Source organism: Mesorhizobium sp. M0701 (assembly GCF_040320365.1).
In the GTDB taxonomy this organism is placed as follows: domain Bacteria; phylum Pseudomonadota; class Alphaproteobacteria; order Rhizobiales; family Rhizobiaceae; genus Mesorhizobium.
The window spans coordinates 57954-78718 of sequence record NZ_JAMYPO010000006.1; the positions used below are offsets into that span (position 1 = coordinate 57954).

A 20765-nucleotide genomic window follows, 5' to 3' on the forward strand; every position below is an offset into this window, starting at 1 on the left:
CGATCGCGTACACATCCTAGCGGAGCTGCCGGATCGCCTCGGCCGCCACCATCGCAACGGAAAGCGCGACGTTGATGCTGCGCGCGCCGGGCTGCATCGGGATGATCAGTCGCGCATCCGCCGCCTCATGAACGGCGTCCGGCACGCCTGCGGATTCACGGCCGAACAAGAGAATGTCGTCGCCGGCAAAGGCGAAATCCGTGTAGGCGGCAGCTGCTTTGGTCGACAGCAGCACCAGCCGCCGCTTGGCAAGCTTGCGCCAGTCCTCGAAGGCGTGCCAGTCGACATGCCGGGTGAGCGCCGCCATTTCGAGGTAGTCCATGCCGGCCCGTTTCAGCGCCCGGTCACCGAGCGGGAAGCCCGCCGGTTCGATGATATCGACGCCGAGACCGAGGCAAGCGGCGAAGCGCAGGATTGTCCCGGTGTTGCCGGCGATATCAGGCTGGTAGAGCGCGATGCGGAGACGGTCGTTCATTTCCGCGTCTTTCTAATAAGTGGCAGATCAGCCACAGAGCTCTCGCGGTTTTGGAAATTCCTGGACTGGCGGGTGGTCATTTTCTGCGAAGTCGGTTATACGGCCAGCATTGTCAACCCGAACCGATGGAGGGGTAATTCATGATGGCCATGCACATCCACCACCCCTCTCGTGGGCTTACCAGCCCGACGGCGGTTTCGGTACGACGATTCTCCTGACCTTCTAGACTTCAATCGCACCGATTCCCGCCGAAACCTTTTCGGCCTTTGAAGGAATCCTGCGATGTTTTTCAAGCTGTGGAAGGGGCTGAACGCCCCACCTGAACACGCTTCGACCGATGCCACCTTTGCCGCGCCGCGCGTGCCCGCGGCCTGGGTTGGTTCACCCTTCTACCTGCATCTTCAACTGGAGGACGGACCGATGTTCGATCCCTGTAGAATACCCGGCTCAAGAAGCCTGCACGAGCGCAAGACTGCGACCTGGGCGCTTTTGATCGGCGAGACCTACTCGTCGGCGGTTCACGCCGAGACCCGCCGGCGTCCGCATCGCGGCATGCTGCCGGACGTCGATTTCTCGCGCGCCGTTCCGGACTATAGCCGGCCGTCGCTGGTGCGCCGGATCATCAGGCTGATCCGGCCTGGTGCAAAAACCGGCGCGAAAATCCGGATCGTCAAAACGTCGTCAGCATCGTCAAACGAGACTGTCGGCGAAAGGCCCGCGACAACCTATATAGCGCGAAGCAGGACCGGCGAGGCGGACGATTCCGTATCGCCGGTCCTTGACGCCATGCGGTCTGGGCACCTCGTCCGTTCGCGTGCCGCGTGAGCGGAAACAGTATTGTGAGCATCTCTATGTTTAGCTGGTTTGAAAAAAAGCTCGATCCGTTCCCTGCCAAGGAGCCGGTCGAGCCGCCGCGGACACTGATCGCCTTCTGCGTGCATTATACGCGCGGCGCGTGGCCCTACATCGCTCTCGATGCGGTACTGGTGACGGCCATCGCCCTTGCCGAGGTGTGGATGTTCGGCTTCATGGGCCGGATCGTCGACTGGCTGTCCGGACAGAATCGCGAGACGTTCCTGCAGACCGAAGGCTTGAAGCTGGTCGGCATGGCATTCATCGTGGTTTTCGCGCTGCCGGCGACGGTCTGGTTCCATTCGCTGCTCAACCAGCAGACGCTGATGGGTAATTATCCGATGCGTATCCGCTGGCAGGTGCATCGATACCTGCTCAAGCAGTCGATGAGCTTCTATCAGGACGAGTTTGCCGGGCGCATCGCGACCAAGCTGATGCAGACCGCGCTCGCGGTGCGCGAGTGCGTCATCAAGCTCATCGATGTGCTCAACTATATCGTCGTCTATTTTCTCGGCATGCTGTTCATTGTCGGCTCGGCAGACTGGCGGCTGGCTGCGCCGCTTGCCGTCTGGCTTGCCGGATATGTCCTGCTGTTGCGCTATTTCATCCCGCGGCTGGGCAAGGTCGGCGAGGAGCAGGCCAATGCGCGCTCAACCATGACCGGCCGTGTCGTCGACAGCTACTCCAACATCCAGACGGTCAAGCTGTTCTCGCATGCGCGGCGCGAGGCATCCTTCGCCAAGGACGGTATGGCCGGCTTTCTCGATACAGTCTACCGGTCGATGCGGCTGGTGACACAGCTCTACGGCCTGCTCTACGTCCTGAATTCGCTGCTGTTGTTTTCGGTCACCGCAATCTCGCTATGGCTGTGGCTCGGCCAAGCCGTGACGATCGGCGCCGTCGCCCTGGTCATCGGCCTCGTGCTTCGGCTCTGGGGCATGTCGCAATGGATCATGTGGGAGATGTCCACGCTGTTCGAGAATATCGGCACGGTGCAGGACGGCATCGCCTCGATCTCGCTGCCGCGCCTCGTCGAAGACCGGCCTGGCGCCAAGGATATTGCCGTGACCAAGGGGGAGATCCGTTTTGAGGACATCCGCTTCCATTATGGCAAGCAGAAGGGCGTGATCGAAAGCCTGTCGCTGACGGTGAAGCCGGGCGAGAAGGTCGGCATCGTTGGCCGTTCGGGTGCCGGCAAGTCGACGCTGGTCAATCTTCTGTTGCGCTTCTATGACCTCGAAAGCGGCAAGGTCCTGATCGACGGCCAGGACATTGCGGCGGTGACGCAGGACTCGCTGCGCGCCCAGATCGGCATGGTCACGCAGGACACCTCGCTGCTGCATCGCTCGGTGCGCGAGAATATCCTCTATGGCCGGCCGGACGCCAGTGACCAGATGCTGATCGAGGCGGCGCGGCGCGCCGAGGCGCTGGATTTCATCGCCGGATTGTCGGATTCTAACGGTCGCAAGGGTTTCGACGCGCATGTCGGCGATCGCGGCGTCAAATTGTCCGGCGGCCAGCGGCAACGCATCGCCATAGCCCGTGTCATGCTGAAGGACGCGCCGATCCTCATTCTAGACGAGGCGACCTCCGCGCTCGATTCCGAGGCCGAGGCGGCCATCCAGGAGAACCTCTACAGACTGATGCAAGGCAAGACCGTCATCGCCATTGCGCACCGGCTGTCGACGATCGCCGCCATGGACCGGCTCGTCGTCATGGACAAGGGCCGAGTCATCGAGGAAGGTTCGCATGAGGAACTCGTTGCCAGCGGCGGGCTCTACGCCCAGCTCTGGCAACGCCAGTCGGGCGGCTTCCTGCTCGACGACGGCCCCTCCGCCAACGATGCAGCCGCCAACGATGCAATCGCCAAGGGTGAAGCCGCCGAATGATGACTGCCATCTACCGCTGGTTCGAGAACTGGGTCTATCCATTCCGGGAGCCCGCGGACCTTCGGCCACCTGCCGGCGTCAGGGGTTTCCTCTGGCATTATGTCGGGCAGGCGAAGATCGCCTTCTTCGCCATGCTGGTGATCGGCGGCATCGCGCCGCTGGTCGAAGCCGGACTGTTCTACTTTGTCGGGCGGCTGGTCGACATCCTCGACCAGCTTCCCGGCGAACGCAGCTGGCACGCGCTGTGGACTGCCGCCGGCCCGGAACTTGTCTTCATGATCGCCGTGGTGCTGGTCATCCGCACCATCGTCGTCGGCCTGTCGGCGCTGGTCGACGAGCAGACGATCACGCCGGGTTTCTATAATCTGGTGCGCTGGCAGGCGCATCGCCATGTCTCGCGCCAATCCTACGCCTTCTTCCAGAACGACTTTGCCGGACGTATCGCGACCAAGGTCTGGCAGGCGGGACAGGCGACCGGCGATCTGATGGAAAGCTTCATCGAGGTCGTCTGGTTCATGGTCGTCTATACGGTAACGACGCTGGCGCTGGTCGCCGGGCTCGATCTCCGGCTGGCGGTGCTGGTGGTGATCTGGATTACCGCCTTCGGCTTGCTGGCCAGGCGCTATTTGCCGGCGATCCGCAAGCATGCCGAAGCCACCGCCGAAGCCGGCTCGATGATCACCGGCCGCCTTGTCGATTCCTATTCGAACGTCCAGACGCTGAAACTGTTCTCGGCCAATGGCGACGACCGCTACATCAGGAACGGCTTCGACATCTATCTCGACGCGCTGCGCCCGTTCACCCGCAGGCTGACCGGCGTGCGCATGGCACTGACGATGCTGTCGGGCATTATGATCACGGCGATCGCCTGCTTTGCCGTTTATCTCTGGGTCGAGGGTTCGATCACAGTCGGCGCCGTGGCTTTCACGCTGTCTTTGGTGCTGCGGCTGAACATGCTGCTCGGCCGGCTGATGATGCAGCTCAACGGCATCTTGCGGAACCTCGGCGTGCTGGAAAACTCCAAGGCGCTGATCTCACAGCCGCTCGGCCTGACCGATGCGCCGGACGCGAAAGAGATTGTCGTCGGCGGCGGGCGTATCGACGTCAGCAATGTCGAGTTCCACTACGGCAAGGGGTCCGGTGTGCTCGACGGCATCGACCTCGTCGTGCGGCCGGGCGAAAAGGTCGGCCTGGTCGGCCCGTCCGGCGCCGGCAAGACGACCTTGGTCAATCTGATCCTGCGCCTCTACGACCTCGAGAGCGGCAAGATCACCATTGACGGGCAGGACGTCTCCAGGGTCACGCAGAATTCGCTGCGCGCCAATATCGGCGTCGTCAGCCAGGATACGGCACTTTTCCACCGCTCGCTGCGCGACAACATCAAGCTCGGCATGCCGGAAGCGACCGACGCCGAGGTGGTCGCGGCAGCGAAGAAGGCCGAGGCGCACGAGTTCATCCTCGGCCTGCGCGATAATCGCGATCGTATCGGCTACGAGGCCTATGTCGGCGAGCGCGGCGTCAAGCTCTCCGGCGGCCAGCGCCAGCGCGTGGCGATCGCCCGCGTCTTCCTCAAGGATGCACCGATCTTGGTGCTCGATGAGGCGACCTCGGCGCTCGATTCCGACATCGAGGCGGCGATCCAGGAAAATCTGGCAAGGCTGATGGAAGGCAAGACGGTCATCGCCATCGCGCATCGGCTGTCGACCATTGCGGCACTCGACCGGCTGGTGGTGCTCGACGAGGGCCGCATCGTCGAGCAAGGCACGCATGACGAGCTGGTCGGGCTCGACGGGCTCTATGCCAGGCTGTGGAAGCGGCAGTCCGGCGGCTTCCTGTTCAACGAGGAGAGCGCGCTGGCCGAGACCCGGCCGGCGGAGTAGTTTCTAAAAACCGGAGTAGACCATGGCGGTGAGAATGCCATCGAATTTCGGACGGTCCGGCGCGCAGGAGAGCGCGTTGGACCTGCTTGGCCATGAAATCCTCGGCGAGAAGGCGGCCGCGCTCGGCCGCGCCGGCCGGCGCGTCGAGGAAACATTGACGAGGCTGCGCGAGAATGGCGACAGCGACGATCGAGCCCGGCTGCTCAGGGATGCAGCCGAAGCGGTGCACGGGTATTTCATCCAGCGCGAACTCTGCGGCCTGCGCAAGCACGACGCGGTGATCCGGGAATACAACATTCCCAAGGCCGTGCTGGCCAGGCTCGGCGCCAGCGCATGATCCGAACCGGAATCGGTTTGGGAAGCGTTATTCCAGCCACTCGGTGATGAAGCTGCCGTTCTCGTGTATGTCGGTGGTTTCCAGCGGGCCTGGCCCGAGATTGGTGAATTTGTGCGGCGTGTTCGGCGGTACGACCAGGCTCTGGCCGGCTGTGGCCTCGATCTGCCGGTCGCCGACGGTGAACAGACCGGTCCCGGTCCGGATGATAAAAATCTCGCAATAGGGATGGCTGTGCAGCCTGGGGCCGCCGCCGATCTCGGGCAGGTAGTTGAAGATCAGGCAGCTGCGGGAGCCGTAAGCTCCGCCTTGCAGCTCGCCCTGCCAATGGTCGGGCCAGCGGTCGGGCGCTTCGGCCCATTTGTCGCGGTCTATGACATGCGCCATAGGCCGAGGATAAACCGGGCCAGCGCCAGCTGTCGAGGCGAACGCAGCCATTTGGTTTTGCTGCTGTTTTCCAATCGTTCCGCCGTGCGAATTACGCCCCCGCGACAATCTGCCCTTGTGCCTTCACCCGTCTGGACAAAAACAGGCTTCACGCATAAACCCAAGTCCCAAATGCCGGAGGAATTCGCTAGCCTGTTCGCCATGCGCAGTCGGGCCGGCGCGATTGAGCGGGGAACAAGGCTCGGCCGCCGGCACGGAAGAGGCGAAAGGATCAGGCACCCGTGAGCGCAACCGACACCCAGGATCCCAACCGTCGTGATTTTCTCTACGTCGCCACTGGCATGGCGGCGGTGGTCGGCGCGGGCGCCGTTGCCTGGCCATTCATCGACCAGATGCGCCCGGATGCCTCGACGCTGGCGCTCGCCTCGGTCGAGGTCGACGTCTCCTCGCTGACGCCGGGAATGTCGCTCGTCGTGAAGTGGCGCGGCAAGCCGGTTGTCGTGCGCAACCGCACCGAAAAAGAGATGAAGGACGCCGAGGCGGTCAATCTCGCCGAGCTCAAGGATCCAATTGCCCGCAATGCCAACCTGCCGGCCGACGCGCCGGCAACCGACGCCAACCGAACCACGCCGGGCAAGGAAGCCTGGATGGTGATGGTCCAGGTCTGCACCCATCTTGGCTGCATCCCGCTCGGCCAGGAAGGCGATTTCGGCGGCTGGTTCTGCCCATGCCACGGTTCGCAATACGATACGGCCGGCCGCATCCGGAAGGGGCCGGCGCCCGAGAACATGGCGGTGCCGGTGTTTCAATTCATTTCCGACACCAAGATCCGTATCGGCTGAGGCAAGGGATATTTTCCATGAGCGAGGGACACTCGACCTATACGCCCAAGACCGGCATCGGACGCTGGTTCGATTCGCGCATGCCGCTGCCGCGGCTGGTCTATGACAGCTTCATCGCCTATCCGGTGCCGCGCAATTTGAATTACGCCTGGACCTTCGGCGGCATCCTCGCGCTCATGCTGGCGGCGCAGATCCTGACCGGCATCGTGCTGGCCATGCATTACGCGGCCGACAGCACTCTCGCCTTCGATTCGGTCGAGAAGATCATGCGCGACGTCAATTCCGGCTGGCTGCTGCGCTACCTGCATTCGAACGGCGCGTCGTTCTTCTTCATCGCGGTCTACATCCATATCTTCCGCGGGCTCTACTACGGCTCCTACAAGGCGCCGCGCGAGCTGCTGTGGATCCTCGGCTGCATCATCTACCTCTTGATGATGGCGACCGGGTTCATGGGCTATGTGCTGCCCTGGGGCCAGATGAGCTTCTGGGGCGCCACCGTCATCACCGGCTTCTTCACCGCCATCCCGCTGGTCGGCGACTGGATCCAGCAGCTTTTGCTCGGCGGCTTCGCGGTCGACAATCCGACGCTGAACCGTTTCTTTGCGCTGCATTACCTATTACCGTTCATGATCGCCGGCGTCGTCGTGCTGCACATCTGGGCGCTTCACGTCGTCGGCCAGAACAATCCGACCGGCATCGAGGTCAAATCGAAGACCGACACGCTCGCCTTCACGCCTTACGCGACCATCAAGGACGGGTTCGGCATGATCGTGTTCCTGTTCGTCTTCGCCTATTTCGTCTTTTATCTGCCGAACTATCTCGGCCATCCGGATAATTACACCGTGGCCAACCCGCTGAAGACGCCGGCCCACATTGTGCCGGAATGGTACTTCCTGCCGTTCTACGCGATCCTGCGCGCTATCACCTTCAATATCGGGCCCATCAATTCCAAACTCGGCGGCGTGCTCTGCATGTTCGGCGCGATTGTCATGCTGTTCCTGGTGCCGTGGCTCGACACCTCGAAGGTGCGCTCGGCAGTCTACCGGCCCTGGTACAAGCTGTTCTTCTGGCTGTTCGTGGCCGACGCCATCCTGCTCGGCTGGCTGGGCTCGCAGCCGGCCGAGGGCAGCTATGTGTTCATGGCGCAGATGGCGACGCTGTTCTACTTCGCCTTCTTCCTGGTAGCGCTGCCGGTACTTGGGCTGATCGAGACGCCGCGGCGGCTGCCGAATTCGATCACCGAGGCGGTGCTCGGGAAGAACAAGGGTGGCGGTGGACATCCTGCCGGCGCCACGGCCGCGCCGGAAACCAAAGGCTGAGCATGATCCCGAAAAGTGGAAACCGGTTTTCGGACAAGATCATGCTCGAGACGATGACAGCGCGTCAGAGAATCTCAAGGGGATTTGCATGAAGAAGATTCTCACCTCGCTGGCGCTGCTTGGCCTTGTGGCCGCGGGCATTGGGGCCACAGGCACTGGAGCGCGCGCCCAGGAAGAGGCGCACAACGAGGCGGCGCCGACGCATTTCCCAATACACGAACCAAAGGAAATGGACTGGAGCTTCGCCGGGCCGTTCGGCACCTACGACAAGGCCCAGCTGCAGCGCGGGCTGAAGGTCTACAAGGAAGTCTGCTCAGCCTGTCATTCGATGAATTTGGTGGCGTTCCGCACGCTGGAAGGCCTTGGCTATTCGGATGCGCAGATCAAGACGCTGGCGGCCGAATACACGATCCACGACGGCCCGAACGATGCCGGCGACATGTTCGATCGCCCCGGCAAGCCGTCCGACCATTTCCCGGCGCCGTTCCCCAATGCGGAAGCGGCGGCGGCGGCCAATGGCGGCGCAGCACCGCCCGACATGTCGCTGCTGGCCAAGGCGCGCGGCGTTGAACGCGGCTTCCCGCGCTTCGTCTTCGACATCTTCACGCAATATGCCCAGGGCGGTCCCGACTACATCCACTCGCTGCTGACCGGCTACGACCAGCAGCCGCCGGCGGGCATGGTCATACCGGAAGGCACGCACTACAATCCGTACTTCCTGTCCGGCGTGTCGCTGAAGATGCCGAAGCCGCTCTCCGACGGCCAGGTTACCTATGATGACGGCGCGCCGCAGACGGTCGACCAGTATTCGCGCGACGTGTCGGCCTTCCTGATGTGGGCGGCCGAGCCGCACCTCGAGGACCGCAAGAAGACCGGCTTTCGCGTGCTGGTCTTTCTGCTTCTGTTCGGTGCGCTGGTCTACCTGACAAAACGCAAGGTGTGGGCCGGCGTGGCGCACTGACCGCTGCAACACACGAGACCGGGAGGGCGTCGAAAGGCGCCCTTTTCATTGCAGGCATTTCGATTCATTGCAGCCGTCGCTGAGCACCCCCTTTGCCGGACAATTTTCCGTCAGGCGTCACATGGCGGTAGCCGGACTTGGCTGCCCCGGGTTACGATTGGCCAATTCCTTTCACGTCTTCAGTCGAATCCGACGAAAGGTCCGGAGAGCCGCTTGATGAAATCCTCGCTCGAAGACACGCTGCTTGCCGCGATCCGCACCATTCCGGATTATCCCAGACCCGGCATCCTGTTTCGCGACATTACGACACTGCTCGGCAATGCGCGGGCCTTCCGCCGGGCGATCGACGAGCTGGTGCATCCCTATGCCGGCCTGAAGATCGACAAGATCGCCGGCATCGAGGCGCGCGGCTTCATCCTCGGCGGCGCCATCGCCCACCAGCTTTCGGCCGGCTTCGTGCCGATCCGCAAGAAGGGCAAGTTGCCTTACGAGACGGTGCGCGTCGCCTACAGCCTGGAATACGGGCTGGACGAGATGGAGATGCACAAAGACGGTGTTTCTCCAGGCGAGAAGGTAATCCTCGTCGACGATTTGATCGCCACCGGCGGCACGGCCGAGGCGGCCGTCAAGCTATTGCGGCAGATCGGCGCCGACATCCTCGCCGCCTGCTTCGTCATCGACCTGCCGGACCTTGGCGGCCGAGAGAGGTTAGAGGCGCTCGGCGTACCGGTGAGGACGCTGATCGGGTTTGAGGGGCATTGAGCGTTTCTTCCTTCTCTCCTGTGGGAGAGGGAAAGAACTCCGCTCATTCCACCTTCACCAGCACGGCACTTTCGAATTCGATGACCTTGTCGCCGGTCGAATCGAAGGCCTCCGAGCGGAGCGTCAGCAGCCGCCAGCCCGGTCGCGAGGCAATGGGGCGATGGGCCAGCGCGGTGCGGGTGAAAGTCACGGTTTCCCCGGCATAGACAGGTTTGGGCCATTTGAGGTTCTTGAAGCCGGGCGAGGGGCCGAATTCCGGCACCGGCCCAGGACCGGGCCAGCGGGCGACCTCTGCCTCTATGCCAGCCTCGAGGTTCAATTTCATCCAGGTGGCGGCGGTGTGCCAGCCCGAGGCGCAGAGCCCGCCGAATATGCTGTTCCTCGCCGCCTCTTCGTCGATATGGAATATCTGCGGGTCGTATTTGCGGGCGAACGCCTTGATCGCCTCCGGTTCGAATCGATGTGAACCGAGCGTGACGGTGATACCGATGCAGAAGAATTCGTCGAGGCTCACGCACGGCCCTCGCGGGTGAGGAACATGACGGTGTTTTCGAGCTCGAAAACACCTTCGCCACGCTGGTTGAACAACTCGCTGCGCATGGTCACCAGGCCAAGCCGGGGCTTCGATCTGGACAGTCGCTTGGCAAGGACGGTGGTGCTGCCGGTCAACAGGTCGCCGGCCAGGACTGGCCGTTTCCATTTGACCTGGTCGACGCCCGGCGCGCCCTGGGAGGTCGAGTCGAGCAGGAAGGCATCGCACAGCATGCGCATGAACATGGCGCAGGTGTGCCAGCCCGAAGCCGCCAGCCCGCCGAGAATGCTGGCCTGGCCCGCGGCCTCGTCGAGATGCATCGGCTGGGCATCGAATTCACCGGCGAATTCTATGATTTCGGCGGCACTTACCAGCTTGGTGCCGAGGTCGAGCGAAGCGCCCTCGACAAAATCCTCATAAGCCCAGGTCTTTGCGGTCATGATCTGGAAATCCTGTTCAGGATTGTACGATCGCTACGGGTCCGGGTCCCGGATGCAGGCAGCGTGGCATTTGGTCAAGCAATTTCTATTGCGCCAGCCCGCTGCGCCCAAGCCGCAGCGCGGTATTGACGACCCTATAGCCAGCCGCGGCGGCGGAAATACCAGAAGGGCAGGATTGCCGAAAGCACCATCATGCCGATGGCGAAGGGATAGCCAAAGTGCCATTTGAGCTCAGGGATGATGTCGAAATTCATGCCGTAGATCGAAGCGACAAGCGTCGGCGGCAGGAAGATGACAGCGGCGACGGAGAAGATCTTGATGATGGCGTTCTGCTCGATCGAGATCATGCCGAGCGTCGCGTCGAGCAGGAAGCTGATCTTCTGCGACAGGAAGGTGGCGTGGTCGGCGAGCGACAGGACGTCGCGTGACAAGGTCTTGATGCGAGCGCGGCTGTCCTTGCTCATTCTGCTTTGCGTGGAGGCATGGGCGAGAAAGCCGGCAAGGCGCTGCAGCGAGATCAGGCTGTCGCGGATCGAGGAGGCGAGGTCCTCCTTGCGGCCAATGCCTTTCAACAGCTCCTGGAAGTCGCGGTTGCGCTTGGAAACCTTGGTCGAGCGTGCCTCGAAGATGTCGCGCGAGATCGCCTCGACGTCGCGGCCGGCGCGCTCCAGAATGTCGGCGAGGCGGTCGACGATCGCCTCCAGCAGTCCGATCAGGATGGTGTCGCCGCTGGTGCAACCGGTCGCCACCTTCTCGGCGCGCAGCGGAAAGGTCTTGAACGCCTTCGGTTCGTGGTACCGCACGGTGATCAGCCTTTTGCCGGCGAGCACGAAGGTGACCGGCGACATCAAGGGATCGTCCAGCTCGGTCTGCGCAGGCAGGATGGCGGTCATGAAGTAAGCGCCGTCCTCGACGTAGAGACGGCTCGAGATCTCGATCTCTTCCATCTCTTCGCGGGTCGGAACGGCGATGCCGAGCCAGGTCTCGATTGTCGTCTCTTCTTCCTTTGTCGGGTTGAAGAGGTCGACCCAGACGACAGTGTCGCTGTTTTGCAGGAGATCGTCGACCAGGCGCAGGCGATCATTGTCGACGACGAAGGCCTTGATCATCGCCGGGTCTCCCTTGCTGTTGCCAAAGAGCGTTCGTTTGGAGGGGGCGCGTCAGTCACATCGCACGGACGCGGGCAGGCGAGGCGCGAGGCCGGTGCAGAGGCCCCTTAGACCCCGCACGATGGCCCGTCAAGCAGCGCAAGAGGCACTGCGACACCCTGCTTTGAAGTTTGTCATCGAGCGACGGCAATGGTGACCATTGGGCTCCCTCGCCAGGTCAGGTGTTGAACTTGAACAGCATGATGTCGCCGTCCTGGACGACATACTCCTTGCCTTCGTCGCGCGCCTTGCCGGCCTCCTTGGCCGCGACTTCGCCGCCCAGCCTGACGAAGTCCTCATAGGCGATGGTCTGGGCGCGGATGAAGCCGCGCTCGAAATCGGTGTGGATGACGCCTGCCGCCTGCGGCGCCTTGGCGCCCTTGTGCACGGTCCAGGCGCGTGTCTCCTTGGGGCCAACGGTAAAGTAGGTGATGAGCTGGAGCAGCTCGTAGCCGGCGCGGATGACCTTGTTCAGGCCGGGTTCGTCCAGACCGAGCGTTGCCAGGAATTCCATTTCCTCTTCGTCCGAGAGCTGGGCGACCTCGGCCTCGATCGCCGCGGAAATCACAACGGTGCGGGCACCTTGCGCGGCGGCCATCTTCTCGACCGCCCTGGTATGCGCGTTGCCGGTGGCGGCATCGGCTTCCGCGACGTTGCAGACGTAAAGCACCGGGTGTGAGGTCAAGAGATTCAGCCCCTGCAGGATGCGCAGATCCTCAGCCGAGATGCCGTTGAGCAGGATGCGGGCGGGCTTGCCGGCCTGCAGCAGTTCAAGCGCCGCTTCCATCATCGGAAGTACGGTCGCTGCTTCCTTGTCCTTGCCGGCGGCACGCTTGCGGATCTGCACGATGCGGCGCTCAAGGCTGTCGAGGTCGGCAAGCATCAATTCGGTCTCGACGGTCTCGGCATCAGCGACAGGATCGATGCGGCCCTCGACATGGGTGACGTCGTCATCCTCGAAGCAGCGCAGCACATGGACGATGGCGTCGACCTCACGGATGTTGGCGAGGAATTGGTTGCCAAGCCCTTCGCCTTTGGAGGCGCCACGCACCAGGCCGGCAATGTCGACGAACGAGATGCGGGTCGGGATGATCTCCTTCGACTTGCCGATCGCGGCGATCTTCTGCAGGCGCGGGTCGGGCACCGCCACCTCGCCGGTATTCGGTTCGATGGTGCAGAACGGATAATTGGCGGCCTGCGCCGCCGCCGTCCTGGTCAACGCATTGAAGAGCGTCGACTTGCCGACATTGGGCAAGCCAACGATGCCGCATTTGAAACCCATTTTTGTCTGGTCCTATCGGGAAATCGAAATTTGATCAGGGCTATGGGCGAAAGCGCCGATGATCGTCAAGGCGCAATTCAATTCAGACGCTGCGAGATGTCATCGGTGCCTATCGCCAACGAACGAACGCCGGACCTGCTCAGTATTTGCAGAAGATGCCAGAACGCGTCGACCTCAGCGGTTCCGAAATCGATGGTCAGTTGCCCGTCGAGCAATTGCGCACTGTGAATGACGTTTCCGACGGTCTCCGATGTTTCACGCTCGCCATCGATATCGAACCAGCCGCGAAACCATTCGTCGAAGAGATCGCCGTCGAGCTCATTTATAGGGAATTTAAAATGAACCTCATCCCACCTGAAAGGTGAGATGAGGACATCCATTCCACCCATCCCGGCGTGAATATCCGGAGAGAATTTCACATAGGAATCGCTGTTGATGAATTGCGGATTTGGCTGTCCGTCATTACTGACGAAATCAACCGCGATGAAATTTCGATAGAAGGAATCGACGTTCGAAAACTTGATTTCGGTCGCATGCGATCCTTGGCTGCTGCGAGCAAGTTCGCCGGCAGCGGCGACGAAATAATCAACATACTTCTGTCTGATGAGACGGACCAATTCCTGAATGTCATCCAGATCCATGGCTCAGTCCTTGCCGCCAAAAAGCTTCTTCAGCATGGCCGCCATCGGGCCGGTTTCGGGCAGCTTGGCCGCCGGCTGCTGCGGCCGCGCCTGGCGGACGTGGCTTTGCGCCTTTGGCGCCTTGGGCGGCGGGCGATCGTCGTCGTCCGTCGGCGTGAGCTTGTCGCGCAGCGCCAGCGTCACGCGGTTCATGAACGAATTGTCGTCGCCCTTGGCAAGCAATCCGGCACTATCGGCGATTGCGTCGAGCAGCACGTCCAGCCATTCGCGGTCGCCCTTGGCGAAATCGCCAAGCACATGGCCGTGCACCATTTCCTTGACGCCGGGATGGCCGACGCCGATGCGCACACGGCGAAAATCCTTGCCGACGTGCTGGTCGAGCGAGCGGATGCCGTTGTGGCCGCCGGAACCGCCACCGACCTTGACCCGCACCTTGCCGGCGGCAAGGTCGATCTCGTCATAAAAGACAGTCAGCGCCGAAGGGCCGAGCTTGTAGAAGCGCAAGGCTTCGCCGACCGACTGGCCGGACAGGTTCATGAAGGACTGCGGCTTGATCAGGATCACTTTTTCGCCGGCAAGCGTGCCTTCGGCGATCAGGCTCTGGAATTTCTTCGACCAGGGCGAAAAGGAATGGCGGCGGGCGATCGCGTCCGCCGCCATGAAGCCGACATTGTGCCGGTTGTTGGCGTATTTCGCGCCCGGATTGCCGAGGCCTGCAAAGACAAGCATCGTCGCCTCCGGGCGGGAAGGGGTTACTTCTCTTCGGCGGCAGGAGCCGCTTCGGGCTCAGCCGCTTCAGTCGTCTCTTCCGCGGCCTCCGGCTTCATCGCCGAGGAGCCGGCAATGGTCGCGATGGTGAAGTCGCGGTCGGAGATCACCGGCTTGACGCCGGCCGGCAAGGTGATGGCCGAAATGTGGATCGAATCGCCGATATCGGTACCGGTGAGATCGATGGTGATGAAATCCGGGATCGCATTGGCCGGGCAGTGGAACTCGACCTCGTGGCGCACGATGTTGAGCACGCCGCCGCGCTTGATGCCGGGCGACTTGTCTTCATTGATGAAGTGCACGGGCACGTCGACATTGACTTCGGTATCCTTGCCGATGCGCAGGAAATCGACATGGACAGGGAAATCCTTGACCGGGTCGAGCTGGAAATCCTTGGGCAGAACCTGGATCTTGTTGCCGTCGACATCGATCGTGGCGACCGTGGTCAGAAACCCGCCGCCATGGATCTTGTAGTAGATGTCCTTGTAGATCAGCGCAATCGCCAGGGGAGGCTGCTTGTCGCCGTAAATCACTGCAGGCACTTTACCGTTGCGGCGAACTGCACGGGCGGACCCCTTACCGACCTGTTCGCGCGCTTCGGCCTTGAGCTCGTAAGTATCGTGGCTCATGGCATTTCCTTTCGCGTTGTTCTGGAGCGCTCACGGTCAGCGTGGCTGGGCCGTAAACGTCGAAAGCCGACATAGCTAACGCATGACCTGGTCCGAAAACCGGAATCCACTTTTCGGAATCATGCGGGAAGGCGGCCTTCCGCCGCGTTGCCTCCAAGGGTGTCTACGCGGGTGGCGGCTCTATAGCGGAAGGTGGCGCGAGGTGCAAGCGGGCGGAAGGGCGCCAGGGATGGACCGTGTCCCATCAGGCTGGAAGTAGCAGTGCCGAAAGCAATCCTGCAACGTACAGCCCAACCCCGAAAGACAGATGGGCCATAAGCTGCGCAGGCGCGCAGTGCGCGGATTGGGAACTTTCGAAGCCGCGATGCCGATCCCAAAAGCCGGTTGCATCACGAAGAACGGGGCGACGATGGTGCAGACGCCGATCAACAGGGCCGGAAGCACTGTCGGGTGCCGTGCCCAGTCGAGGCCCCACACTCCAATCAGCGCTGCGGCAAATACGATGCCGGTCGCGTAATGCGCACTCCATCCAATGGCGGTTTCGCCGCGAACGCGGGCAGCTTGTGCGATATTCGCATGTGCAAAACGTCCATGTGGAAAGTGCCCGATCCAGCGGCCGACCCAGGCGTAATCAAGCGGTGGAATCGCGAACATTCGCTTCAGAAACCATCCCCAGAGATCCGTCAGGGCTGTCGCGCCGATTCCAATGACGGCCGCACGGACAACGAACTCCAACATTTTGGCATCTCCTGTTTCACCTGTCAGACATTAACCAAAAAGAATCAATCATTCAACATATTGATTGATTAATTGAGTGATGCTAGCTATGTCATATGAAAAGCGCGGACGTTCACCACCCAATCTTCGACGAAATAGCGGATCTCGCCCGCACCTTGGGGCATGCCCACCGGCTGGTTCTGTTGCGTCACATTGCCGATGGCGAACTGGCCGTCGAACAACTGACGCAACTTTCCGGGATCGCGTTAGCGAATACGTCGCAGCATCTTCAGCACCTCAAGCGAGCGGGCTTGGTGCAGACCCGGCGAGACGGAAAACGCGTTCTGTACCGGCTTGCAGATGGCCCAATCGAAAACGTGCTTGCGGCGCTGCGAAATCTTGCAAACCACAGACGCCAGCAGATCCGTGAGTTTATCAACGATAGCATCAGCCAGCCGGACAGGTTGGAAAACATCTCGCGCGAGGAACTCGTGCGCCGCATGCGAAACGACGAAGTCGTGCTGCTCGATGTCAGGCCGCAGAACGAATTCGTAGCGGGGCATTTGCCGGGTGCGATCAACATTCCCGCTGACGAGTTGGAGCAGCGGCTTGCGGCGCTCCCACGGGAAAAGGTCGTTGTCGCCTATTGTCGTGGAGTCCAGTGCGTTCTGTCGGCCGACGCCTTGGCAATCCTCAGGGCACGAGGCTGGGCCTCGCGCCGGTTCGAAGGCGGCTTCCCCGACTGGGTGGCTGCAGGCCTGGGGGTAGAGGGCGTGAATTACGAAAGCGGTTAACGGCCGCCAAATCGGCGTCGCCGGCCAAGCCCGAACACAAATGGAAAGGTGGGACCGCGGCGGGGCAATGCCCACGGCGGGTGGACGGCGCGCGCCGGCAGCATGGAAGGGAGCCAATGAACACCTATTCGGAAACAAGCGGTGGAACCGGCGTTGCGGAAGGGAAGGTTTCCAGCGAGTGGCGAGAACGGTGCGATAAAGAGTTTCGCTCTACCTTCTATGGCTTCCGCTCGACCAGCATGTAGCCGATCCCACGAACCGTCTGAATGCTGGCCGATGCATCCGGCCCGAGCTTCGCACGCAGATAGCGAATGTATACCTCCACGATCTTCGTCCCGGGTTCGAAGCTGTATGACCAGACATTGTTGAGGATGCGCTCGCGGCTAACCACTTTCCCCGCATTGAGCATGAGAAAATGCAGAAGGTCGAATTCACGTCGGGTAAGGCTGATTTCCCGGTCGCCGTCCGCGAAACGACGAGCGCTCGTGTCGAGATTGAGGCGGCTCACTCGAAGCAACTGCCGATCCACTGCACCCTGACGGCGTCGGCGCAGCGCGTCAATCCTGGCCACTAGTTCATCAAACGCAAACGGTTTCGTCAGGTAATCGTCGGCACCGCCCTTGAGCCCATCTACGCGATCCTGAATTGTCTCCTTCGCGGTCAGCATCAGGATGAGAACCGGCCACTGCTCCAATCGCACGATCCGGCACAGCTCAAGGCCGTCCAGGTAGGGAAGCAGACGGTCCAGGATCACGAGATCGAATGGATCCGTACGAATAATGGCTAATCCCTCGCGACCGTCCTCCGCGACACTCACGTGGAAGCCTTCGGCCTCCAACCCCCGGCGGAGAAAGTCGGAGACACGCCGGTCGTCTTCAACGATCAGGATTCGAATCATGGGTGCGATGTACCAGCGGCAGTCTGATTCTGAGGAGGGTTCCCGAAGGCTCAATTCCTTCAAGGCCGATTGTGCCATTGTGCCCGTCTATAATCTCCTTGGCGATCGCGAGGCCAACACCAAGGCCGTCGGCTGCGGACCTCCCGCCGACACGCCCGCGATAATAACGGTCAAACACGAACGGGAGATCGTTGACATCGATCCCTGAACCGTTGTCGCGGATGGCGATCTCAACCATTCCATGACGCTCAGCCATCTCGACTGCTATCGTCTGATATGGCTTTGAGTACTTTATGGCGTTGTCGAAGCCGATCAGCAGCGCTTGCTTTAGGCGCTGGGCGTCACCCCGAATGAGGCAATGGTCTGGGTTGAGCGACAGATCAACGGAAATCTGCTTGGGACCTGCGAGTACGGAAGCCTCCTGAACGGCCGCCTTCACCACCTCACCGGTATCGATGTTGTGCAAGGAGAACCTGAAATTTTCGGCTTCGGAGCGGGCGAATGCCAGAAGGTCCCCCAGGTTGCGAGCCATATCTTCAGCGTAATTGCGGATTCGGCTCAGAGCTTCGCGGTAAGGTCGAACACGCGGTTGGCCGCGGAGGGCAACGTCGGCCTCTCCGCGGAGAATCGTCAACGGCGTGCGGAGTTCGTGGCTTGCCTCCGCAAAAAATTGTGTGCGTCGGCTATCGATAGCTCTCAGTTGCTCATTGGCTTTCCGCAGTTCACGGGTGCGCAACTGAACCTCCGCCTCCAAGCGGTCCTGTACCGAAATCAGAGCAGCACGTTCGATCTCGAGGGCCTCGGCCATGCTGTTGAAACTTCGCGAGAGGGAAGCGAACTCGTCGCGTCCGGTCGCGGAAACGCGATGGTCGAGCTTGCCTGCAGCGATGGCTTTGGCGCTTTCGTTCAGTTCACGCACAGGTGTGGCGATTGATCGTCGCAGGACGAGGCCGAACCCTAGACTGCCCAGCATGAGCAACGCAGCGAAGCCGCCGGTCAGCAGCAGCAGTCGCCATTGTGCGCCACGGACGCGGGCGAGTTCCTCTCCAACCTCCCTGCGCTCATCGTGCAAAGCGGCTTCGATCATTTCTTCGAGATCGCTCTCTAGTCGATGCTCCACATCGTTGCGGAAGGCGTCTACGATGCCCTTTGGATCCCCCTTTGTTCGCTGGCTAAACAGTCGCTGGGCGGCCCGATCGATCGCCTTAAACAGCGCCTTGATGCGGCCGACGAATCTGAGTTCGGCCTCCTCCTGGCGTCTATCGCTCCAATATCCGAGAGCGCCGAGTTCCTCGCGAGTGGCGCCCTCCAGCTTGTAGAATCCGGATTTCACTGCTTCTCGTGCCGCTTCGAAATCCGGCATTTGCTCGGGCCCAAGCAGCAAGACTTCAGCGAGTTGCTCGGTGTAATTGTTGGCATGCCCATTGAGTTCGGCGAGCGCCTCGAACCGCCCGTGGACGCTGTCGATTCGGCGGACGAATTCCTCTGTCAGCTGGAGTGTTGCGAATGCCAGTCCTGAAATCAGTCCGACAAGGGCGAGAATGACGATTTGAAATAGGAAGATGCGGCCTCGAACGGTCATGCGGTAATCCTGCCGGCGATCGGATAATGCCTCTCACCAAATTCTAACCGGAGCCCTCCCAAGCGTCTAATCGGAACCTCCTAAGTTCGAGCGGAGGGTGTGCGACGCCCTCATCGCCACGTTGGCGACGAACTAGACGAGGTTTCGGTTGGCACAAGTAGATTTTCGGACCGACAGTGACGCCACCCTTCGGGAAAGGACACCGCCGGTGCTCTGGCCGATATGGCGAGCCGCACTGATCGGAACCTGTGCATCCCTGTGTGTGGCCATCATTGAATTCGGCCTCCCCGCGCTCCCGTCCGACGCCCGGCGAGCGCTCGAGATCCTGCTTGTCGCGATCATCGGGTGGACCTTAACGCGGTTCGACGATGCCTTCGTTGCAATCGCCGCCGGATTGGCAATGGCGCTGCTGGTCAACCGTGATCCAGGCGCGCTGTTTCATGCGCTCGGCGATGAGTTGATCTGGCTATTGCTTGCCTCCTTCATATTGGCGGCCACCTTCAAGGCGAGTGGGGTCGCAGATCGCGTTCTCGGCCTCGTGACGGGGCGCATGCGATCGGTTCGCACAATCGCCTATTCTTTGACGGCCGTCATGATCGCCACAGCCTTCGTCATTCCGTCGACCTCAGGTCGCGCAGCTTTGATGATCCCCGCCTATCAGGCGATCGCGGGACGCTGTGGAAGCGCCCGGTTGCGAAGGGCCTTCGCGCTGCTGTTCCCCACTGTTATCCTGCTCTCGGCCATTGCATCGCCCGTCGGCGCCGGTGCCCATCTGCTGGCGATCGAAATGGTCGGCCGCCTCTCGGGTGTGAAAGTAAGCTATCTGGAATGGATCGCTTTCGGCCTGCCGTTTGCGGCCGTGAGCACCTTCCTTTCGGTCGAATGCCTGCTCCGGCTTTTCCTGTCGCCGGTCGAACGGCGGATGACCCTTTTGCAGCCAACGACGGTGACTAGTGGCGGTGCCGGATTGGCACGGCAGCCGATACTCTGGATCGCCGGCGGGGTTGTCATCGCGTGGCTGACCGAACCTGTCCACGGACTTGATGCCACCGTTATCGCTCTTGGCGGCGCTCTCTTGGCCACGCTTCCTGGAGTCGGCTCCGTGGCGTTTGGCGATGCAATCAAGAGTGCGGAGTGGAAGCTGCTCTTGTTTCTGGCGGCGACGATCTGCTTGGCAGACGGCCTGACGGCATCAGGCCTCAATCGGTGGTTGATCGAGACCACTGTCGATCCACTGCGCGGCACCGGCTTGGGCCCGTTGGCGCTTATCTCCTTATTAGCCTTGCTTGGGCTTTTCAGTCATCTCGTGATCCACAGTCGCACGGCGCGTGTCTCGGTGCTGCTGCCCCCGGCGCTGATGCTCGCATCAACAGCGCGGCTCGACCCTCTCCTTGCAATGTTTGTCCTCGTCTCGGCGACTGGCTTTTGCCAAACCCTCGCGATCTGCGCGAAACCGGTGGCGCTTTTCGCGGGGGTCGACGAGGAAGGCTACGGCCCGAAAGACCTCGCCTTGCTCAGCTCAATCCTGCTGCCGATGCAGTTCATCCTCATCGTCGTGTTCGCGGTCGCCGTGTGGCCAGCCACCGGAGCCCTGCTCAACACGCTCCATCTGCAACTTCCTGGAGAGCCGTAG

The 20765-nt window shown here is 61.5% G+C and carries 22 protein-coding genes; 10 read left to right on the forward strand and 12 right to left on the reverse strand.

Annotated elements, in window-relative coordinates:
• Positions 1-16 precede the first annotated feature (16 nt).
• Positions 17-475 carry a tRNA (cytidine(34)-2'-O)-methyltransferase gene (locus NKI24_RS08060; protein WP_352450521.1) on the reverse strand — a complete coding sequence of 153 codons (459 nt, stop codon included), beginning with the start codon at positions 473-475 and terminating at the stop codon, positions 17-19.
• Between the two features lie 282 nt (positions 476-757).
• Here NKI24_RS08060 and NKI24_RS08065 point away from each other — a divergent pair, with 282 nt between their 5' ends.
• From NKI24_RS08065 to NKI24_RS08080, 4 genes are read left to right on the forward strand one after another with little or no spacing between them, the layout of a single operon-like run.
• Positions 758-1300 carry a hypothetical protein gene (locus NKI24_RS08065; RefSeq protein WP_352456905.1) on the forward strand — a complete coding sequence of 181 codons (543 nt, stop codon included), beginning with the start codon at positions 758-760 and terminating at the stop codon, positions 1298-1300.
• 26 nt (positions 1301-1326) lie between these two features.
• Positions 1327-3216 carry an ABC transporter ATP-binding protein gene (locus tag NKI24_RS08070; RefSeq protein WP_352744349.1) on the forward strand — a complete coding sequence of 630 codons (1890 nt, stop codon included), beginning with the start codon at positions 1327-1329 and terminating at the stop codon, positions 3214-3216.
• Complete coding sequence (locus NKI24_RS08075) at positions 3213-5096, forward strand: ABC transporter ATP-binding protein (protein ID WP_352744351.1); 1884 nt, start codon at positions 3213-3215, stop codon at positions 5094-5096. The genes NKI24_RS08070 and NKI24_RS08075 overlap by 4 nt, the downstream gene beginning before the upstream one ends.
• Positions 5097-5118: 22 nt before the next feature.
• The gene (locus tag NKI24_RS08080) at positions 5119-5433 is read left to right on the forward strand and encodes a DUF6665 family protein (RefSeq protein WP_352744354.1); all 315 of its coding nucleotides are present in this window, start codon (positions 5119-5121) and stop codon (positions 5431-5433) included.
• A 27-nt stretch (positions 5434-5460) separates the two neighbouring features.
• On the opposite strand, the gene NKI24_RS08085 is transcribed toward NKI24_RS08080, so the two are convergent.
• The gene (locus NKI24_RS08085) at positions 5461-5817 is read right to left on the reverse strand and encodes a cupin domain-containing protein (protein WP_352744567.1); all 357 of its coding nucleotides are present in this window, start codon (positions 5815-5817) and stop codon (positions 5461-5463) included.
• A 281-nt stretch (positions 5818-6098) separates the two neighbouring features.
• Between NKI24_RS08085 and petA the strand changes: the two genes are divergently transcribed.
• The 4 genes from petA to NKI24_RS08105 all read left to right on the forward strand — a co-directional run bounded on the left by petA (position 6099) and on the right by NKI24_RS08105 (position 9701).
• Positions 6099-6659, forward strand: coding sequence for a ubiquinol-cytochrome c reductase iron-sulfur subunit (petA, locus tag NKI24_RS08090; RefSeq protein WP_352450516.1), 561 nt, complete (start codon positions 6099-6101; stop codon positions 6657-6659).
• A 17-nt stretch (positions 6660-6676) separates the two neighbouring features.
• A complete protein-coding gene (locus NKI24_RS08095) occupies positions 6677-7978 on the forward strand; it encodes a cytochrome b (protein ID WP_352450515.1) in 1302 nt (433 codons plus the stop codon).
• Positions 7979-8066: 88 nt separating this feature from the next.
• Positions 8067-8939, forward strand: a complete 873-nt coding sequence (locus NKI24_RS08100; RefSeq protein WP_023679477.1) for a cytochrome c1 — start codon at positions 8067-8069, stop codon at positions 8937-8939.
• Positions 8940-9155: 216 nt separating this feature from the next.
• Positions 9156-9701: an adenine phosphoribosyltransferase gene (locus NKI24_RS08105; protein WP_352450514.1), complete on the forward strand. Its 546-nt coding sequence runs from the start codon at positions 9156-9158 to the stop codon at positions 9699-9701.
• 43 nt (positions 9702-9744) lie between these two features.
• Here NKI24_RS08105 and NKI24_RS08110 read toward each other — a convergent pair whose 3' ends face one another.
• The 8 genes from NKI24_RS08110 to NKI24_RS08145 form a co-directional block, all read right to left on the reverse strand.
• Positions 9745-10215 carry a MaoC family dehydratase gene (locus NKI24_RS08110; protein WP_023678444.1) on the reverse strand — a complete coding sequence of 157 codons (471 nt, stop codon included), beginning with the start codon at positions 10213-10215 and terminating at the stop codon, positions 9745-9747.
• Positions 10212-10673 carry a MaoC family dehydratase gene (locus NKI24_RS08115; RefSeq protein ID WP_023678443.1) on the reverse strand — a complete coding sequence of 154 codons (462 nt, stop codon included), beginning with the start codon at positions 10671-10673 and terminating at the stop codon, positions 10212-10214. Before NKI24_RS08115 ends, NKI24_RS08110 begins: the two co-directional genes overlap by 4 nt.
• A 134-nt stretch (positions 10674-10807) precedes the next feature.
• Positions 10808-11782: a magnesium/cobalt transporter CorA gene (corA, locus tag NKI24_RS08120; RefSeq protein ID WP_352450513.1), complete on the reverse strand. Its 975-nt coding sequence runs from the start codon at positions 11780-11782 to the stop codon at positions 10808-10810.
• A 217-nt stretch (positions 11783-11999) separates the two neighbouring features.
• The gene (gene ychF / locus NKI24_RS08125) at positions 12000-13103 is read right to left on the reverse strand and encodes a redox-regulated ATPase YchF (RefSeq protein WP_352450512.1); all 1104 of its coding nucleotides are present in this window, start codon (positions 13101-13103) and stop codon (positions 12000-12002) included.
• A gap of 77 nt (positions 13104-13180) precedes the next feature.
• On the reverse strand, positions 13181-13744 hold the full coding sequence (locus NKI24_RS08130) for a hypothetical protein (RefSeq protein WP_352450511.1): 564 nt from the start codon (positions 13742-13744) through the stop codon (positions 13181-13183).
• A gap of 3 nt (positions 13745-13747) precedes the next feature.
• Entirely contained in the window at positions 13748-14473 is a 726-nt protein-coding gene (gene pth, locus NKI24_RS08135) for an aminoacyl-tRNA hydrolase (RefSeq protein WP_352450510.1), read from the reverse strand.
• Between the two features lie 23 nt (positions 14474-14496).
• Positions 14497-15141 carry a 50S ribosomal protein L25/general stress protein Ctc gene (locus NKI24_RS08140; RefSeq protein ID WP_352744359.1) on the reverse strand — a complete coding sequence of 215 codons (645 nt, stop codon included), beginning with the start codon at positions 15139-15141 and terminating at the stop codon, positions 14497-14499.
• A gap of 180 nt (positions 15142-15321) precedes the next feature.
• A complete protein-coding gene (locus NKI24_RS08145) occupies positions 15322-15879 on the reverse strand; it encodes a DUF2938 domain-containing protein (RefSeq protein ID WP_352744362.1) in 558 nt (185 codons plus the stop codon).
• Between the two features lie 95 nt (positions 15880-15974).
• On the opposite strand from NKI24_RS08145, the gene NKI24_RS08150 reads away from it, so the two are divergent.
• On the forward strand, positions 15975-16652 hold the full coding sequence (locus NKI24_RS08150; RefSeq protein WP_352450508.1) for an ArsR/SmtB family transcription factor: 678 nt from the start codon (positions 15975-15977) through the stop codon (positions 16650-16652).
• A gap of 217 nt (positions 16653-16869) precedes the next feature.
• On the opposite strand, the gene NKI24_RS08155 is transcribed toward NKI24_RS08150, so the two are convergent.
• Positions 16870-17550, reverse strand: a complete 681-nt coding sequence (locus NKI24_RS08155) for a response regulator transcription factor (protein WP_352450507.1) — start codon at positions 17548-17550, stop codon at positions 16870-16872.
• Positions 17528-19132 (reverse strand): sensor histidine kinase, encoded by a 1605-nt coding sequence (locus NKI24_RS08160; protein ID WP_352450506.1) that lies wholly within the window; start codon positions 19130-19132, stop codon positions 17528-17530. The genes NKI24_RS08155 and NKI24_RS08160 overlap by 23 nt, the downstream gene beginning before the upstream one ends.
• Before the next feature lie 262 nt (positions 19133-19394).
• On the opposite strand from NKI24_RS08160, the gene NKI24_RS08165 reads away from it, so the two are divergent.
• Positions 19395-20765: an SLC13 family permease gene (locus tag NKI24_RS08165; RefSeq protein WP_352744367.1), complete on the forward strand. Its 1371-nt coding sequence runs from the start codon at positions 19395-19397 to the stop codon at positions 20763-20765.

What these genes read in the sequence shown, in the direction of transcription:
- NKI24_RS08065 (WP_352456905.1), top strand. Translation starts at nt 758, where the DNA reads ATGTTTTTCAAGCTGTGGAAGGGGCTGAACGCCCCACCTGAACACGCT.
- NKI24_RS08115 (WP_023678443.1), bottom strand. Translation starts at nt 10,673, where the DNA reads ATGACCGCAAAGACCTGGGCTTATGAGGATTTTGTCGAGGGCGCTTCG.
- NKI24_RS08130 (WP_352450511.1), bottom strand. Translation starts at nt 13,744, where the DNA reads ATGGATCTGGATGACATTCAGGAATTGGTCCGTCTCATCAGACAGAAG.
- NKI24_RS08140 (WP_352744359.1), bottom strand. Translation starts at nt 15,141, where the DNA reads ATGAGCCACGATACTTACGAGCTCAAGGCCGAAGCGCGCGAACAGGTC.
- ychF (WP_352450512.1), bottom strand. Translation starts at nt 13,103, where the DNA reads ATGGGTTTCAAATGCGGCATCGTTGGCTTGCCCAATGTCGGCAAGTCG.
- NKI24_RS08080 (WP_352744354.1), top strand. Translation starts at nt 5,119, where the DNA reads ATGGCGGTGAGAATGCCATCGAATTTCGGACGGTCCGGCGCGCAGGAG.
- NKI24_RS08070 (WP_352744349.1), top strand. Translation starts at nt 1,327, where the DNA reads ATGTTTAGCTGGTTTGAAAAAAAGCTCGATCCGTTCCCTGCCAAGGAG.
- corA (WP_352450513.1), bottom strand. Translation starts at nt 11,782, where the DNA reads ATGATCAAGGCCTTCGTCGTCGACAATGATCGCCTGCGCCTGGTCGAC.
- NKI24_RS08105 (WP_352450514.1), top strand. Translation starts at nt 9,156, where the DNA reads ATGAAATCCTCGCTCGAAGACACGCTGCTTGCCGCGATCCGCACCATT.
- NKI24_RS08095 (WP_352450515.1), top strand. Translation starts at nt 6,677, where the DNA reads ATGAGCGAGGGACACTCGACCTATACGCCCAAGACCGGCATCGGACGC.
- NKI24_RS08145 (WP_352744362.1), bottom strand. Translation starts at nt 15,879, where the DNA reads ATGTTGGAGTTCGTTGTCCGTGCGGCCGTCATTGGAATCGGCGCGACA.
- NKI24_RS08100 (WP_023679477.1), top strand. Translation starts at nt 8,067, where the DNA reads ATGAAGAAGATTCTCACCTCGCTGGCGCTGCTTGGCCTTGTGGCCGCG.
- NKI24_RS08160 (WP_352450506.1), bottom strand. Translation starts at nt 19,132, where the DNA reads ATGACCGTTCGAGGCCGCATCTTCCTATTTCAAATCGTCATTCTCGCC.
- pth (WP_352450510.1), bottom strand. Translation starts at nt 14,473, where the DNA reads ATGCTTGTCTTTGCAGGCCTCGGCAATCCGGGCGCGAAATACGCCAAC.
- NKI24_RS08150 (WP_352450508.1), top strand. Translation starts at nt 15,975, where the DNA reads ATGAAAAGCGCGGACGTTCACCACCCAATCTTCGACGAAATAGCGGAT.
- NKI24_RS08155 (WP_352450507.1), bottom strand. Translation starts at nt 17,550, where the DNA reads ATGATTCGAATCCTGATCGTTGAAGACGACCGGCGTGTCTCCGACTTT.
- NKI24_RS08085 (WP_352744567.1), bottom strand. Translation starts at nt 5,817, where the DNA reads ATGGCGCATGTCATAGACCGCGACAAATGGGCCGAAGCGCCCGACCGC.
- NKI24_RS08060 (WP_352450521.1), bottom strand. Translation starts at nt 475, where the DNA reads ATGAACGACCGTCTCCGCATCGCGCTCTACCAGCCTGATATCGCCGGC.
- NKI24_RS08075 (WP_352744351.1), top strand. Translation starts at nt 3,213, where the DNA reads ATGATGACTGCCATCTACCGCTGGTTCGAGAACTGGGTCTATCCATTC.